General features: G+C 60.4%; 14 protein-coding genes and 1 pseudogene. 13 read left to right on the plus strand and 2 right to left on the minus strand.

Features of this window, described 5'->3' with window-relative positions:
* Positions 1-253: 253 nt before the first annotated feature.
* The 11 genes from greA (at position 254) to VW35_RS12685 (ending at position 10268) form a co-directional block, all read left to right on the plus strand.
* Entirely contained in the window at positions 254-739 is a 486-nt protein-coding gene (gene greA / locus VW35_RS12635) for a transcription elongation factor GreA (RefSeq protein ID WP_046143594.1), read from the plus strand.
* 177 nt (positions 740-916) lie between these two features.
* Positions 917-1822 carry a bifunctional methylenetetrahydrofolate dehydrogenase/methenyltetrahydrofolate cyclohydrolase FolD gene (gene folD, locus VW35_RS12640; RefSeq protein WP_046143433.1) on the plus strand — a complete coding sequence of 302 codons (906 nt, stop codon included), beginning with the start codon at positions 917-919 and terminating at the stop codon, positions 1820-1822.
* Complete coding sequence (locus VW35_RS12645) at positions 1819-2394, plus strand: DUF1643 domain-containing protein (protein ID WP_052951701.1); 576 nt, start codon at positions 1819-1821, stop codon at positions 2392-2394. Before folD ends, VW35_RS12645 begins: the two co-directional genes overlap by 4 nt.
* A gap of 137 nt (positions 2395-2531) precedes the next feature.
* Positions 2532-2780, plus strand: coding sequence for a hypothetical protein (locus tag VW35_RS12650; protein ID WP_052951702.1), 249 nt, complete (start codon positions 2532-2534; stop codon positions 2778-2780).
* Between the two features lie 168 nt (positions 2781-2948).
* Complete coding sequence (locus VW35_RS22165; RefSeq protein WP_342017196.1) at positions 2949-3992, plus strand: septal ring lytic transglycosylase RlpA family protein; 1044 nt, start codon at positions 2949-2951, stop codon at positions 3990-3992.
* A 59-nt stretch (positions 3993-4051) separates the two neighbouring features.
* Complete coding sequence (locus tag VW35_RS12660; RefSeq protein WP_244465898.1) at positions 4052-5197, plus strand: D-alanyl-D-alanine carboxypeptidase family protein; 1146 nt, start codon at positions 4052-4054, stop codon at positions 5195-5197.
* Positions 5198-5394: 197 nt separating this feature from the next.
* The gene (gene tmk / locus VW35_RS12665) at positions 5395-6081 is read left to right on the plus strand and encodes a dTMP kinase (RefSeq protein ID WP_046143435.1); all 687 of its coding nucleotides are present in this window, start codon (positions 5395-5397) and stop codon (positions 6079-6081) included.
* Entirely contained in the window at positions 6078-7100 is a 1023-nt protein-coding gene (locus tag VW35_RS12670) for an AAA family ATPase (protein ID WP_052951704.1), read from the plus strand. The genes tmk and VW35_RS12670 overlap by 4 nt, the downstream gene beginning before the upstream one ends.
* On the plus strand, positions 7100-8650 hold the full coding sequence (metG, locus tag VW35_RS12675) for a methionine--tRNA ligase (RefSeq protein ID WP_046143436.1): 1551 nt from the start codon (positions 7100-7102) through the stop codon (positions 8648-8650). The genes VW35_RS12670 and metG overlap by 1 nt, the downstream gene beginning before the upstream one ends.
* A 2-nt stretch (positions 8651-8652) precedes the next feature.
* A complete protein-coding gene (locus VW35_RS12680; protein WP_046143437.1) occupies positions 8653-9432 on the plus strand; it encodes a TatD family hydrolase in 780 nt (259 codons plus the stop codon).
* Entirely contained in the window at positions 9432-10268 is an 837-nt protein-coding gene (locus VW35_RS12685; RefSeq protein WP_046143438.1) for an MBL fold metallo-hydrolase, read from the plus strand. Before VW35_RS12680 ends, VW35_RS12685 begins: the two co-directional genes overlap by 1 nt.
* A gap of 164 nt (positions 10269-10432) precedes the next feature.
* On the opposite strand, the gene parE is transcribed toward VW35_RS12685, so the two are convergent.
* Complete coding sequence (gene parE / locus VW35_RS12690; protein WP_083982750.1) at positions 10433-12457, minus strand: DNA topoisomerase IV subunit B; 2025 nt, start codon at positions 12455-12457, stop codon at positions 10433-10435.
* Between the two features lie 207 nt (positions 12458-12664).
* Here parE and VW35_RS12695 point away from each other — a divergent pair, with 207 nt between their 5' ends.
* Positions 12665-12982, plus strand: a complete 318-nt coding sequence (locus VW35_RS12695; RefSeq protein WP_046143439.1) for a hypothetical protein — start codon at positions 12665-12667, stop codon at positions 12980-12982.
* 553 nt (positions 12983-13535) lie between these two features.
* Positions 13536-15054 (plus strand): annotated as a pseudogene (locus VW35_RS12700) (ABC-F family ATP-binding cassette domain-containing protein).
* Here VW35_RS12700 and VW35_RS20660 read toward each other — a convergent pair.
* Positions 15051-16238 (minus strand): GGDEF domain-containing protein, encoded by a 1188-nt coding sequence (locus VW35_RS20660; protein ID WP_052951705.1) that lies wholly within the window; start codon positions 16236-16238, stop codon positions 15051-15053. The pseudogene VW35_RS12700 and the gene VW35_RS20660 overlap by 4 nt on opposite strands.
* Positions 16239-16291 lie beyond the last annotated feature (53 nt).

Genomic DNA, 16291 nt, shown 5'->3' on the forward strand with positions numbered 1-16291 from the left:
TTGGCCACCATCTTTCCCCTCAGTTCACTGGAGACGCAAACGACCCATGCACCGGTGAGCAGGATATGGTCAGCCGCATGTCCCCCAAGCCCTCAACAGCGCGGCGGGCTATGTCCCCCAAGGCCGTCCGGCACTCGTGCCGGGCGGTCTTTCTTTTTCAGGCTCGGGCAAATCAGTCGTCGGCTTATGGCGGTCGACAATCGCGCTCTGTCTGTGGCAAGCGCAATGTCCAAATGTTTGATTGGAGATCGCCGTGAGCGTCGCCTTCACCAAGGAAGAAAGTGCCGAGACCGCCGCCGAATCCGTCCTTCCGGATCGCCCGATTCCACCCGGCCTCAACCTCGTGACCGAATCCGGCCTAAAGGCTCTCCACACCCAGCTCGAATCCGCCCGCGCAGCACTCGAAGCCGCCAACGCCATCGAAGACATCAACGAGCGCCGCCGCCAATCCGCCGTGCCGCTCCGCGACTTTCGCTATTTCACCGAGCGCGTCCGCTCCGCCCAGCTGATCGCCGCACCGACCGACCCATCAAAGGTCACTTTCGGCAGCCAGGTCACTTTCACCCGCGACGACGGCCGCGAAGAAACCTACCGTATTGTCGGAGAAGACGAAGCCGACCCCAAATCCGGCACGGTCTCCCACGCCTCCCCGATCGCCCAGTCCCTCCTCGGAAAATCCGTCGGCGATATCGCAACCCTCGGCAACCACGACCTCGAGATAATCGACATCAAGCTTTAGTCGTCGTCTCCGACCGATGCACCAACACCCTCGCTGCGTTCCTCCCCCTATCAGGGGGAGGCTAGCTGGGGGGGGGCAATGCAAAACCATGGACGGATGCCACCCCATCCCTTATGTCCAAGCCGAAACGCGAGGCGCGCCGCCTCGCGCCTCCATCCCCGCCGAAACGAGGCCGCCATGACCGCAAAAATCATTGATGGAAAACTGTTCGCCGAGAACCTGCGCGGCGCCATTACCGGTCACGTTGCGCGCCTCAAATCCGAACATGGCATCACCCCCGGCCTCGCAGTGGTCATTGTCGGCGAAGATCCGGCCAGCCAGGTCTACGTGTCCAATAAGGCCAAGCAGACCGCCGAGGTCGGCATGAATTCCTTCAAGCACGAGCTCCCCGCCGACACCTCGGAAGCCGACCTCCTCGCGCTCGTCGAAAAGCTCAATGCCCATCCAGCCGTCCACGGCATTCTTGTCCAGCTTCCGCTCCCCGGCCACATCGACACCACCAAGGTTATCGAAACCATCGATCCGGCCAAGGATGTCGATTGCTTCACTCCGGCCAATGTCGGCAAGGTTCAGATCGGCCTGCCTGGCCCCGTCTCCTGCACCCCGCTCGGCTGCCTTATGCTGCTGCGCGATCATTTCGCCGGCGACCTCACCGGCAAGCACGCCGTCATCCTCGGCCGCTCCAATCTTGTCGGAAAGCCGATGGCCCAGCTCCTGCTCCGCGACAATTGCACCGTCACCGTCGCCCATTCCAACACGCAAAATCTCGCCGATGTCGTCCGTCAGGCTGATATCGTCGTCGCCGCTGTCGGCCGTCCCGAAATGGTTCGGGGAGATTGGTTGAAACCCGGCGCGGTAGTCATCGACGTCGGCATCAATCGCGTCCCGGCGCCTGAAAAGGGCGAAGGCAAAACCAAGCTCGTCGGCGACGTCGCCTATGCCGAAGCCGCCGAAGTCGCTTCCGCCATCACTCCTGTTCCCGGTGGCGTCGGTCCCATGACCATCGCCTGCCTCCTTGCCAACACCATCACCACCGCCTCGCTTATCAACGGTCTCGTCCCCCCGAGCGACCTCACCGCATGAGCCAGACGAGCCTAGACCTCGGCGACAGCGCCCACGATCCCGGCGGAAAGGTGCGCCTGCGCCTCGGCGCCGGGGTGAAAGGCGACGCCGTCATGAGCCCCGACGGCCGCTATCGCCAGCTCATGCGCCGCTGGCTCGGCGATACCTTCCCTGAGAACTACATCGTCTTCATCGGCATGAACCCCTCCACGGCCGATGCCACCGTCGACGATCCCACATGCGCCAGAGAATGGACCTTCGCCCGCCGCGAAGGTTTTTCCGCCATGGTCAAATGCAATGTCGGCGACTATCGCGCAACCGACCCAAAGGCGCTGCTGCAGCCCGGCGTCGTCGCCGTCTCGCCCGCCAATCTCCCCGCCATTCGCCAAGCCGCCAGCGGGGCAGAGCGCGTCGTCCTCTGCCATGGTAAGCTCAATAAAGCGCTCGCCCCCGCCGGCCGTGAACTTGTCGCCACCCTCCGCGCCGACGGCATTACTCTCTGGTGCTTCGGCACCAATGCCGACGGCTCCCCCAAACACCCGCTCTATCTCCGCGCCGACACGCCTCTCGTGCCGTTTCCGCACGCCCCTTGAAACCTTTTGCCTGTCGCCCAAATTATCTGTCGCCCACGCGCTGGGCGTGAGAACTGACGCTTCTCTTTGTACCTATGTTCGCTTGAATGAGGATGTAGCTATGAGGACAAACCTCGATCTCATCACCAATCCTGCCGATGATCTACCATCACCCCCGTGAAATCGTCGCCGATCCCGAGCTGACCATTGCCCGCAAGAGGGCGATGCTGTCGCGTTGGCTGTCGGATTCCAACGCCATTCCCAATAGTCCGCAATGGCGCCGCTCGCCCTATGGGGTCAGCGCCACGGTGGAGGATTTGCGCAAGGCGCTCGATCGTCTCGATGAAATGGTGGAAGCCATCGCGCTGACCGAATTGGCCCGCCAATCCGCGGCCAGCGCGGCGTGATCGATCCGGGGTGGCGCAACGTGCGCCACCCCAAAGCCTCCCCTTTGAACGGGATTCCGTCAGCATTAACGCGACCTAAACCACAGCCATGACAACTTGCGGAAAATTGTCACTGGTCGGTTCATAATCTGTCCCGCCCTGACGCAAGCGTGTTGAGTAAAGAGTACCGTGACGACCACTTGGCGCCACCTTATCCGCACTGTCGCACTCTGTGCGTTGATCGCTCCCACTTTAGCGGCCTGCATGGGCGGTGGCGCCGGTCTTGGCGCAACGGTCAAGCGCGGTGCATTCACCTCCAAAGAGTTCGGCGTCTCCGTATCCCCGCGGGTCACCAATAATCCCAATCCGCCGCGCGGTGGCGGGCGCTACCAGGTGGGTCAGCCCTATACCGTACGCGGCAAGACCTACGTCCCGCAGCACGATCCCAACTATCAAGCGTCCGGCACAGCCTCCTGGTACGGTTCCGATTTCCATGGCCGCCGCACCGCCAATGGCGAAATCTTCTCCGCCAATGCCATCACCGCGGCCCATCCCACCCTGCCGCTCCCGTCCTATGTGCGCGTCACCAATGTCGACAATGGCCGGTCGTTGATCGTCCGCGTCAACGATCGCGGCCCCTATATGCCGGGTCGCATCATCGATCTGTCCTATCGCGCGGCCTCGATGCTCGGCTACGTCAACAATGGTTCGACCGATGTGAAGGTCGAATATGTCGGCGAAGCGCCCCTTGAGGGCGACGACACGCGCATGTTGGTTGCCTCCTATTCCGGCCCCAACGATTTCGATAGCGGTAATGTCCGCGTCGCCAGCGCCGGCGATCGCAGCCTTGTCGGCATCACGACCAATTTCTTCAATGGTCTCTTTTCTTATGCAGATACGACGCCCCAGGCAGTCGATGCGGGCATTGGCACAGCCTTTGATGCGGTCAATTCGATGGCCTCCGGTTCGCCTGATCTCCAAGCCTGGGCCCAGAGCGTCGACGCCGATCATCGCGCCTTCAAGCTCAGTCTTGGCGTTTTCTCAAATCAGCACAATGCCATAGCTCTGGCCGAGCGCTTCGCTGTCCTGGGCGCAGTCGATGAAGAACAGGTATTGGTCAAGGGCAAGCCCGCGACCCGCCTCACCCTCAGCTATCTCAAGCCCGGCGCCACCAGGGATGATGCGCTCGCTTTGGCGCGAGAACTTGGACTAAGCGACATAATTCTCTATTAAAGAGAGATGGAGCGCCGCGCCGAATTCGGTCAGTCCGGCCGCAACGCAAGGTTTTGCCCGTGAGACTGCTGTTCGCCCTGTTCGTTTTAGTCTTCGGCACGGTCGGCGCCTTCGCCCAGACCGCAACCTTTGAGACGGCCGCTCGCTTCGCCGTGCTGATGGATTATGAATCCGGCACCGTGATTTTCCAAAAGGATGCGGACGCCCGCCTCGAGCCGGCCAGCATGACCAAGCTCATGACGCTTGCCGTGGTTTTCAACGAACTGCGCGCCGGCCGCATCAAGCTGACCGACCAGTTCTTCATCTCCGAAAATGCCTGGCGCACGGGCGGCGCTGCCTCGGGTGGCTCGACCATGTTCGCCGACCTCAATTCGCAGATTCCGGTCGAAGATCTCATCCGCTCGGTCATCATTCAGTCCGGCAACGACGCCGCCATTGCCCTTGCCGAAGGCATTGCCGGGAATGAGGCGACCTTTGCCGGCATGATGAACCAGCTGGCCCGCCAGATCGGTCTAGAAGGCTCGAATTTCGTCAACTCAACAGGTCTGCCTGATCCCGACGAATATTCAACGGCCCGCGATCTTGCCAATCTCGGCCGCTATCTCATTCGCGAATTCCCTGAATTCTACCACTACTTCTCTGAGCCCGAGATGGAGTGGAACGGGATCAAGCAGGCCAACCGCAATTCGCTGATCGAGGTCGGCATTGGCGTCGACGGTCTCAAGACCGGCCACACCGAGGCCGCTGGCTATGGCGCCGTCATTTCCACGGCCCAGGGCGGTCGTCGCCTCGTTGCTGTCGTTCACGGCCTTGGTTCCATGCGCGAACGTGCCGAGGAGGGCCGCAAGCTTCTGACATGGGGCACCCGCGCCTTTGAACGTTTCTCCGCTTATAAGGAAGGCCAGGTGGTTGCTTATGCAGATGTCTATGGCGGCACCAGCAGCAGCGTCGGTCTGGTGGGCAAGGGCGAGATAGCGCTATATCTGCCGCGAGGCTCACGCGAATGCCTCTCTGCCAAGATCCATTATGTCGGTCCCTTGCTGCCGCCGGTCAAAGCCGGTGAGCAGGTCGCCGAATTGCAGGTCTTTTGCAACGACGACCTGGTCCAGAGCGCGCCTCTTTTCGCAGCTGAAGATGTCCCTCAGGGCGATCTTGTTCGCCGCGCGACCGATGCGCTGAAACAGTTGGCCTTGGGTTGGCTTTGACTAGCGCGTTGCCGAACCTGTAGCTGGTCGACGCCAGATATCATTCCCGCGAGTATGTCCTCGCAGATAATACGAAACACCCTTATCGGTCAGCCACTGGTAGATTTCGTCCCCTTCTGGGGAGGGCGAGGCGGGGGTAACCTTCCGCCGTCATCCGAGTTAATTTAGATAGACCGCACTCAAGGAATGACTCGCTGATGCTTGAAGCGCCAAATCGCCGTCCTGCTCGCTTCATCACCTTTGAAGGCGGCGAAGGCGTGGGCAAGTCGACTCAAGTCAAGCGCCTCCTTGCCAATCTCGCCACGCAGTCCATTGAGGCCGTACGCACGCGCGAGCCGGGCGGTACCCCTAAAGCCGAAGCCATTCGTTCCTTCATTCTCCAGGGCCGCAGCGAAAGCTGGGGCGCTGGCGCGGAAGCCGTGCTCTTTGCCGCTGCGCGGCTTGACCACGTCAACCAGCTCATCGCGCCCAATCTTGAAAAAGGCACCTGGGTGATTTCCGATCGCTTCTCCGATTCCACCCGCGCCTACCAGGGCCTCACCGGCGGGGTTAGTCCCAAGCTGATCGATGCCCTAGAGCAGTTGGCGCTTGATGGGCACACGCCGGATCTGACGATCGTCCTAGACATGGATCCCGAAACCGCCTTCAAGCGCGTCGAACAGCGGGCCATCGAAGATGGTCTCGCGCTTACCGGGGATCGCTTTGAAAAAGAAGAACTCGATTGGCATCGGCGCCTCCGCGAAGGCTTTCTCGATATCGCGCGAAACAACACCGATCGTTGCGTCGTGCTGTCGGCCAATCAGGCTGAAGAATCGCTCGAGCAGGAAATCTGGTCAGTCGTTCGCACGCGCTTTCCAGAGTTGCAGGCGGGTACTGCGGCGTGACCGATCCTTCAGCGCTTCCGGGCTTGCCCGTGCCGGAGCAAAGGCATGCAGCGATAGGCCACGAGGCTGCCCGATCCGCAATCCTCCAGCAGCTTCATGAGCGCCGCTTGCCTGGCGCCATCATGCTTCATGGCCCGCAGGGGATCGGCAAGGCCACGTTTGCCTTCGAGCTTGCGGCAGCAATCCTTTCTGCGACCGGCGATGAAAGCGCGGAGCGTGTGGCCGAGCAGGTCACGGCGCTCTCGCATCCGAACCTTTTCGTGCTGCGTCGGCGGCCCAAGGACGCCAAGGGCTACTATACCGCCATTCGCGTAGAAGACGTCCGCGACCTTCGCGATGCCTTGCATCACACGCGCGGCCGCCTCGGTCACCGGATCGCCATTCTCGACCCGATCGACGATTGCAATCCTTCAGCTGCCAACGCTCTGCTCAAGACGCTTGAAGAACCGCCCGCCGACACGACCTTTCTCCTCGTCTCGCACCGTCCGGGCCAGCTTCTCCCCACCATCAAATCCCGCTGCCAAAATATCGCGCTGCGCCCCTTGTCTGATGAGCAAGTCTCCAGCGTTGTCACTGGAAGTCTGGCCGGCATTGATGGCGAAACCCTCGATCGTGCCCTGAGTCTGGCTGGCGGCCGTCCCCGCCGCGCCTTCGAGACCCTGGCACTCTCGCCTGAATCTTCCGTCGGCGCCCTCATCGCCTGGCTGCAATCCCCCCTCGGTCATCCCGCCGGCGTCTCGATCGCCCTGGCCGATGCCCTTGGTGCCGATCCGCAGGGACCCGACATGTCCTTCGCCCGCGAAATCCTCCTCGATTGGCTTGCCGACGAAGCCCGCTATGCCGCTTTCGGCCCCGGTTCACGGTTGCGGCTTGCCTCCGCCACGGACCTATGGGACAAGGCAAACGCGCTTCTGGCCGAAGCCGACAGTGTCAATCTCGATATGAAACAGACACTGTCCGTGCTCTTCGATGCCATCAGAAAGCACCTCAACACGACTGCCATTCCCGCCGAGCCATAATGACCGCCAAGCCATTTTACGTCACGACAGCGATCTCCTATCCCAACGGCGCCCCGCATATCGGCCACGCCTACGAGATGATCGCGACCGACGCCATAGCGCGCTGGAAGCGGCTGGAGGGCAGGGAAGTCTATTTCCTCACCGGCACCGACGAACACGGCATCAAGATGGTGCAGACCGCGGCCAAGGAAGGCATTCCGGTTCGCGAACTCGCTGATCGCAATTCCGGCGAATTCCGTCGCCTTGCTCAAGCGCTGAACCTTTCCAACGATGATTTCATCCGGACGACGGAACAGCGTCACCACGAAGCCTCGCAGGCCATCTGGAAAAAGATGGAAGCGAGCCAGAACGGCGACATTTTCCAGTCGACCTACAAGGGCTGGTACTCCGTTCGCGACGAAGCCTATTTCGACGAAAGCGAGCTGACTGAGAAGGATGGCAAGCGCTTTGCCCCCTCCGGCGCCGAAGTCGAGTGGGTCGAGGAACCGACCTATTTCTTCCGCCTTTCCGCCTATCAGGAAAAGCTTCTCGCTCTTTACGAAGCCAATCCCGATTTCATCGCGCCCAAAGAGCGTCGCAACGAAATCATCTCCTTCGTGAAGGGTGGCCTGCAGGACCTCTCGGTGTCCCGCACCACCTTTGATTGGGGCATTCCGGTTCCCGGCGCCGAAGGCCATGTCATGTATGTCTGGGTCGATGCCCTGACCAACTACATCACCGGCCTCGGCTATCCGGACGAACAGAGCGAACTCTTCAAGAAATTCTGGCCTGCCGATCTCCACGTCATCGGCAAGGACATCATCCGCTTCCACACCGTCTATTGGCCCGCCTTCCTGATGAGCGCTGGCCTCCCGGTGCAGCACCGCGTCTTTGCCCACGGCTTCCTCACCGTCGACGGACAGAAGATGAGCAAGTCGCTTGGCAACGTCATCGACCCGTTCCACTTGGTCGAAACGTTCGGTCCCGACGCCGTCCGCTACTTCTTCTTGCGCGAAGTCTCCTTCGGCAATGATGGCGACTATTCCAACGAAAAGCTCGTCAACCGCGTCAATGCCGATCTTGCCAATAATCTCGGCAATCTTGCGCAGCGCTCGCTCTCGATGATCAACAAGAACTGTGAAGGCAAGGTCCCGCAGGTCGGCCACGCCACCCCCGCCGACGAAGCGCTCGAAAAGGAAGTCGGCGAAGCCATCCAGGCGGCGCAGAAGGCGATGGACGAGCAACTCATCCACGAAGCGACCGGTTCGCTCATCGCTGCCCTCAGCTCGGCCAACAACTACTTCGCCGCCCAAGAGCCTTGGGCGCTCAAGAAGACCGATCTCGAGCGTATGGCCTCGGTGCTTTACCGCACCGCCGACACGGTCCGCCGCCTCGCCATCCCGATGCTCGCATTCGTGCCCGCTTCGGCTGCCAAGCTCCTTGACCAGCTCGCCGTGCCAGAAGCAGATCGTATCCTGCCGCTCGCTTTGGTGAAAGATCGGCTTGTCACCGGCACTGAACTGCCGGTCCCGCAGGGCGTTTTTGCCCGTCTCGAAAAGCCGGCTGAGTGACCATGCTGGTCGACAGCCACTGCCACCTCGACTTCGAGGCGCTTGCCGCTGACCTTGATAACGTGATGGCCCGTGCAGCGGCCGTCGGTGTTACCGGAATGGTAACGATTTCCACACTGGTGGATAACTTTTCCACCTATGCGGCCATCGCGGAACGTTTCCCGAACGTCTGGTGCTCGGTCGGTACGCATCCGCACAACGCGGACAAGGAACTGCATATACAAACGGACGATCTTGTCCGCCTAAGTGCCCATCCCCGTTGCATTGCTATCGGCGAAGCGGGCCTCGATTACTTCTACGACAACGCCCCGCGCGAGGCCCAGGCCATCGGTCTCCGCCGCCACATCGCCGCCGCCCGCATCACCGGTCTTCCACTGGTTATCCACAGCCGCGCCGCTGATGAAGACATGGCGAATATCCTCGAAGAAGAAAGCCGGCGAGGGGCATTTCCCTTTGTCCTGCACTGCTTTACAGCCGGTCGCGATCTCGCCGATCGCGCCCTCGCGCTCGGCGGCTACATCTCCTTCTCCGGCATCGTCACTTTCAAGAATGCCCAGGAAATTCAAGATGTTGCGAAAGTTGTCCCCGCGGACCGCTACATCGTCGAAACTGATGCTCCATACCTTGCCCCGATTCCCCATCGGGGCCAGTCCAACGAGCCGAGTTTCGTCCGTCACACGGCCGAAAAAGTGGCCGAGTTGCGCGGCATTTCGCTGGAACAATTGGGCCGCGAAACGACCGCAAATTTCGGTCGCCTGTTTTCGAAATCCGGCATTCAATAATGGCCAGGCCCGATCGGATCGTCGCGACCATCCTGGGCTGCGGTTCCTCCGGCGGCGTCCCGCGCATCGGCAATGATTGGGGAATTTGCGACCCTAACGAACCCCGCAACCGCCGCCGCCGCTGCTCGCTTCTCATCGAGGGCTGGACGCAAGGCATTGAAGAACCAACACGAATCCTGATCGACACCGGCGTCGACCTCCGCGAGCAGCTGCTCGATGCTGAGGTCGATCGCGTCGACGCAGTGCTCTATACCCACGAGCATGCTGACCACACCCACGGCATCGACGACCTCCGCGTCCTTGCCCTTCACAACCGCCGTCGCGTCGACGTCTTTTTCAGCGCCGAATGCCGCGAGCGCCTCTTCGAAGCCTTCGGCTATTGCTTCGTCACGCCACCAGGCAGCAACTATCCGCCCATTCTCAACGCTCACACCGTCGAGCCGGGCCAAACGCTTAGCGTCACCGGCCCCGGCGGCACCATCGAGGTCACGGTCTTTCTCCAGAACCACGGCGACATCGATTCCCTCGGCTTCCGCGTCGCCAACGTCGCCTATAGCTGTGACCTCTCGGGTATCCCGGCACAATCCGAAGCCGCGATCTTCAATCTCGACCTCTGGATCGTCGACGCCCTACGTCCAACGCCCCACCCAAGTCACCTGAGTTTGCCAGAGACTCTTAATTTAATTGAGAAATTCCAGCCCCAACAAGCCGTCTTGACCGACATGCACATCGATCTCGACTATGCTCAGACCGATTCCACCACGCCGGCTCACATAACTCCGGCTTTTGACGGCATGCAGATTGATGTGTTGAGCGGGAAAATCCTGAACCAGTAATCGGCCTGTGTCGCCAATTCTCTCCCCATCACGGGACAACGACACATCACCGAACGTCACCACCGGGCTTGTCCCAGTGGTCCATATAGCCACCAACTGGATCGCCCGGACAAGCCATACAACAACGACATTGGGGAAGCAGTGCGCTTTGGTGAGACCAGGCCCTAAACGTCCAGATCCGTAACAAACGCCGCATTTTCTTGAATAAACTCAAACCGCGCCTCGGGTTTCGTCCCCATCAGCCGGTCCACCGTCGTCTTGGTGGCAGCGTGGTCGTCCAGAACCTTCACCTGCAACAACGTCCGCGTCTTCGGCGACATCGTCGTCTCACGAAGATGAGCGAATGGCATTTCACCGAGGCCTTTAAAGCGAGTGATGTCCACTTTGCTCTTGCCGGTAAATTCCTTAGCCATCAGTTCGTTCTTGTGCGCGTCATCACGTGCATAAAGCGTCTTGCCGCCCTGGCTGATGCGATAAAGCGGGGGAAGAGCGAGATAGAGATGCCCGTTTTCAATCAGCCGCGGCATTTCTTGAAAAAAGAAGGTGATGAGCAGCGAAGCGATATGCGCGCCGTCGACGTCCGCGTCCGTCATGATGATGATCTTGTCATAGCGCAGATCATCCTCCGTATAACGGTCGCGCGTCCCGCAACCGAGCGCCTGCACAAGATCGGCGATCAACTGGTTTGCCGCCAGTTTGTCCCGGCTCGCGCCCGCAACGTTGAGGATTTTGCCACGAAGCGGCAGCACCGCCTGATTGGAGCGGTTGCGCGCCTGCTTGGCGGAACCGCCTGCCGAGTCGCCTTCGACGATGAAAAGTTCAGCGCCCTGCGCCGCATTCTGCGTACAGTCGGCCAGCTTGCCCGGCAGCCTGAGCTTGCGCGTTGCGCTCGCCCGGTCGATTTCCTTTTCCTTGCGCCGGCGAAGGCGCTCTTCGGCGCGTTCGATGGCCCAGTCAAGCAGCTTACCAGCCTGTTGCGGCGACGATCCAAGCCAGTGGTCGAACGCATCGCGCAGGGCATTTTCGACGATGCGCGTCGCTTCACCCGAAGCCAGCTTGTCCTTGGTCTGGCCGACGAATTCCGGCTCGCGCACGAAGACCGAAAGCATGGCATTGCAGTGCCCCAGCACGTCTTCCGCCGTCAGGGTTGCCGCCGCTTTGTTCTTCGTTAGCTCCGCATAATTCTTGAGCCCGCGCAACAGCACCAGGCGCAAGCCGGCCTCGTGCGTGCCGCCGTCGGGCGTCGGCACGGTATTGCAATAGGACGAAACGCTGCCGTCCTCGATCGTCCAGGCAATCGCCCATTCCACTGAGCCATGGCTGCCCGGGCGTCCGCTCTTGCCAGCAAAGATGTCGTCGACGATCCGCGTCTCACCCTCGATGCGCGCCGACATGAAGTCCTTGAGCCCATCGGGATAGTGAAAGACCGCCTTGGCGGGCACATCGTCGCTCGCGAGGCTCTCGTCGCAGCTCCAACGCAGCTCGACGCCACCAAAGAGATAGGCCTTAGCCCGCGTCATCCGGAAGATACGGCCCGGCGAGAAATGGGCCGTCGCCCCAAAGATTTCGGGATCGGGATGGAAACGCGTTACTGTCCCTCGGCGGTTCTGCACGCGGCCAACATTGACGACATCCTGCACCACCTTGCCACGCGAGAAGACAATGCGATGCAGCTGCTGGTCGCGCGCCACCTCGACGATCATGTCGTCGGAAAGCGCATTGACCACGGAGACGCCGACACCGTGCAGACCGCCCGAGGTCTCATAGGCCTTGGAGTCGAACTTGCCGCCCGCATGCAAGATCGTATGGACGATTTCGAGGGTCGACCGGTTCGGAAATTTCGGATGATTTTCGACCGGAATGCCACGCCCATTATCGCCAACGGTCAGATATCCGTCCGCACCAAGGTGCACCTCGATTCGAGTAGCATGGCCGGCGATCGCTTCGTCCATGCAGTTGTCGATCACCTCGGCGAAGAGATGGTGATAGGCATTGGCATCGGTACCACCGATATACATGCCCGGCCGGCGCCGCACCGGTTCAAGCCCTTCGAGCACCTCGATATCGGATGCGCCATAGCTTTCCGTCGTCGCCGGGGCAGGGGCCTTGGCAGGTGCCTTTTCCTTGGCTGGCTTGGTGTCCAGGGGCAGGGCTGTGGCGCCACCGCCAAATAGATCGTCTGCTTGCATGCAACCGGAATCCGATATTCGGTACGAATCAGAAGAGCGAACCAGTAACATATCCCAACCGGGTCGCCGGGCGCTTGCCACCGCGGTTTTCCCCCGAAAACATGGGAAATGAACGGGTCATGAACACGCCAGAAGGCGAAAGTTCAGGAGCCAAATGTCACTTTTGTTCGTTTATTGTTCCAGGATTGATGGAGGAGGCTTGTCACTATGGTCAAGAGATTTTTTGCCGCTGCGGCTCTCGCATGTCTTGCCCTGTTGCCCTCCGCGGCATCGGCCCAATTTGGGTTCGGCATTCACTTTGGCGATGAGCGACGCGATTTCGCGCCCAGGCTGCCGATGTGCCTGACCGACCGCCAGATCCGGGAGGCCATCGCGCAGCGGGGCTTTACCAACATTTCGCTCAATGTGCCGAACGGCAGAAAAATCCAGGTCCGCGCCACTCAGGACGGCTGGGTCTATCTTATCGATTTTGACTTTTGCGGCAATGACATAAGGGGCATCAAGCGGCTTCGTCCAGCGCAATAGATAAACCTGCGTTTCAACTTGAGTCGGCCTGTTTACCCCTCGTTTGCTTCTTGAAAGCACTTTTTTAAGTGCGTGCTGATAGTTCTCTTGTCATACGGTTTTTGTATGGAGTTGCCGTATGCGAACCCGAAATGGGCCCAGTACTGCGTATCGAGTGCCCCATTTCGGTTCATTCGAGGGCGGTTTGCCAGATGCCGGATTGAGTATTGCGTACCGGCTGGTAGAGCTGCGCGTATCGCGCTGGGCGGCGACTTTGGCCGCCAGCCTCGTTTTCTACCTGTTCTAGCCTCTTGCCTTCGACATGTCCCTCGATTAGGACTGCCGCGTCATTCAAACGAACCGGGGAGGGATGCATGACCGTATTTTATCATCATCGCCAGCGTGGCCCCGTTTCTGCCCTGTGGCTCAAGCTGCAGGGCTGACCAGCGCGGTTCGGACGACATTCGTTTTTGATCCTTCTGGTTTGCCCGTCTCGGCACTCGCTCGCGAGTGCTCATTGATGGTCTAGGCGCGCAAAAAAGACGCAAGCGCCGCTCCCAGAAAGAAACTTCCGATGGCAACGATTAGCCTCCGTAATGCCGGCTTGCGCTCCGGCAACGTCCTTTTCTCCAATCTCTCGCTGACCCTGTCCGATGGTGACCGCGTTGGCCTTGTGGCTGCCAATGGCCGCGGCAAGTCGACCCTCCTACGAGCCATCCTCGGCTCAACCGAACTGAGCGAGGGAGAGCTCACGCGATCTCGCGGCCTTACAGTTGGCTACGTTCCGCAAGACGTGCCCGAAGAGGCGTTTGCGATCCCGCTCCGCGATTTCGTCGAGTCTGCGTTGCCCGCACCTGACCGGAAAAGTGAAGGTTGGCGTGCGGATGTAGCGCTTGATGCCATCGGCTTCCCGCTCGAGCTCGTCTCGCGGCCCATTGGCCAGCTGAGCGGCGGCTGGCAGCGCTTGGCGCTCATCGCTCGTGGCTGGGTAACCGAGCCCGACGTCTTGCTGCTGGATGAGCCGACAAACCATCTCGATCTTGGACGCATCCTGGCCCTTGAATCCTGGATGAACGCGCTGCCGCGCCCCGACGATCGTCATTATGGCAAGCCATGATCGACAATTCCTCGACAGCGTCACCAACCGGACGCTCTTTCTGCGGCCGGAAATGTCACCCTTTTTCCCAACTGCCTACAGCGCCGCCCGCACCTCGCTCGAGGAAGCAGATGCGGCCGCCGAGCAGCAACGCACTCGCGATCTCAAGGAAGTGGCCCAGCTCAGAAAGCAGGCCGCCAAGCTCACCAATATCGGCATCAATTCCGGCAGCGATCTGCTGACGGTCAAATCCAAGCAACTGCGCGAGCGTGCGGAGAAAATCGAGAGCCAACTGGTCTCGGTCCATCGCGAGAAGACCGGAAAAGTGATGCTCGGCAATTCCGGTGCCGAGGCACACGTCATGCTGGCCTTCGAAAACATGCCGGTTTCGACGCCCGACGGACGTCTGCTTTTCACCATCGAAAAACTGCACGTGTTTCAGGGCGATCGCCTTGTTTTGCTCGGCCGCAACGGTACGGGCAAATCGCAGCTCATGCGAAAGGTCGCAGCCGCCTTGTGTGGCGAAAGCGTGGACGGTCTTCGCCTCAGCCCGCAGATCGTCCCTGGCTATCTTGATCAGGCACTCGATTGGCTCCCGCTCAAGCAGACGCCAATCGATTTCATTGTCTCGCGCTATAACGAGGGCGACCGACGCAGCATTGCGCTCCTTGCCGGCGCCGGCTTCGATCCTGAGCGACAGGACAAGCCTATCCGCACGCTCTCGCTCGGTCAACGCGCGCGCCTGGCGCTTCTCGCCTTGCGTCTCCAGCGTCCGAACTTTTACCTTCTCGACGAGCCGACCAACCACCTCGACATCCCCGGCCAGGAACAACTCGAGGCCGACATTGCCGAGCATGGTGCAACTTGTCTTCTCGTCTCGCACGACCGCGCCTTTCTGCGCGGCACTGGTACGCGCTTCGTGCAGATCGTGGGGAAGCGTCTTCGTGAAGTGGATGGCCCGGAAGAGTTCTTTACCGAGATGGCCGAGGCGCCCTAGGCGTGAGCGTTTTGTGGGGCGAGGCGCAGCTGTATCGGGGTGAGGACAGCCTTGTCCTTGCCCTCGCGCTTTGCGCGATAAAGAGCCTGATCGGCACGGGCCATCATATCGATCAGACCCTCCTGGCTGTATGCGACGTGAATGCCCATGCTCAGAGTAATCGAATATCCATCGGGTAATCCCGGAATGTGGAGGTTCTCAAGCTCACCGCGAATGGTGCGCGCGAGTTCGGTCAGGGCAGCCCGGCTCATGTCGGCATAATAGAGCGCATATTCCTCGCCACCGATCCGCGCTGCGAGCTTCGCACGGCCATGCAAAGACAAGACTTTGGCCACGCCAGCGATCACCGCGTCGCCCACTTTATGGCCATAGGTGTCATTGACCTTTTTGAAGTCATCGATATCGGCAACAATCATTGCCGATTGCCTTGAACCAGCCAGGTCGCGCGCCAAGGCTTCCGCGCCGGCAGTTTCAAATCCACGGCGATTGAGTAGGCCGGTTAGATAGTCCCGGTCCGCCTGGCCTTGCAGATGGCTGACGATATCGAACGTTATCCCAGCGGCAAAGAGCGTGGCGACAACGAAGGCCATGAGCGGCGTGAAGGCTCGGATGGAGATCCAGTAGTCGGACATCGCAAATCCACCGGGGCTGTCGATCGCCAAGAGCCCGACGACGACAAGCACAGGCCGCAGAATCGCAATGGCGAATGCAAGCGCGACGCCGGCTGCAAAGAGATTGTCGGCAAAGCTGCGGTCGGTCTGTTGCAGGAGCCTCCAGAGGGTTATCCCTGTTACAGCAGCGAATATTCCAGATGTCGCGATGATCCGCCCCTGCAGAGACGGCTCGATGAACAGAAACCAGGCGAAAGGCATGGCTCCCAGTGCTATCGCCGCGCCGAACAGTGCACTTGGAGGCGAGATCGACTTGCGCAACAGCGTGCTGCTGCACGCCAATGTAACGGCGACGACATAGAGCACGTTTGCACCGATATTGACCTCGCTTGGCCAAACCAAGAGCTGCAATTCATAGACCACGAAAGCAAGGCAAAGACTTAGGAAGGCAAGGGACAGCGTGGGGAGATGCCGATAGTGCGGCCAGCGCAGCCATAGCGCCCCGAAAACCAACGAAATCAGCAAGCAAACGATAGGGTTGACCAGCGCAAAAAAGAATTGGTCATGCACCATCGCCTACGCTCCCAAGCGTTTTCTGCGTCCCAGGGTGAGACTATTCCCGCGGG

The organism is Devosia soli (assembly GCF_000970455.1).
In the GTDB taxonomy this organism is placed as follows: Bacteria; Pseudomonadota; Alphaproteobacteria; order Rhizobiales; family Devosiaceae; genus Devosia; species Devosia soli.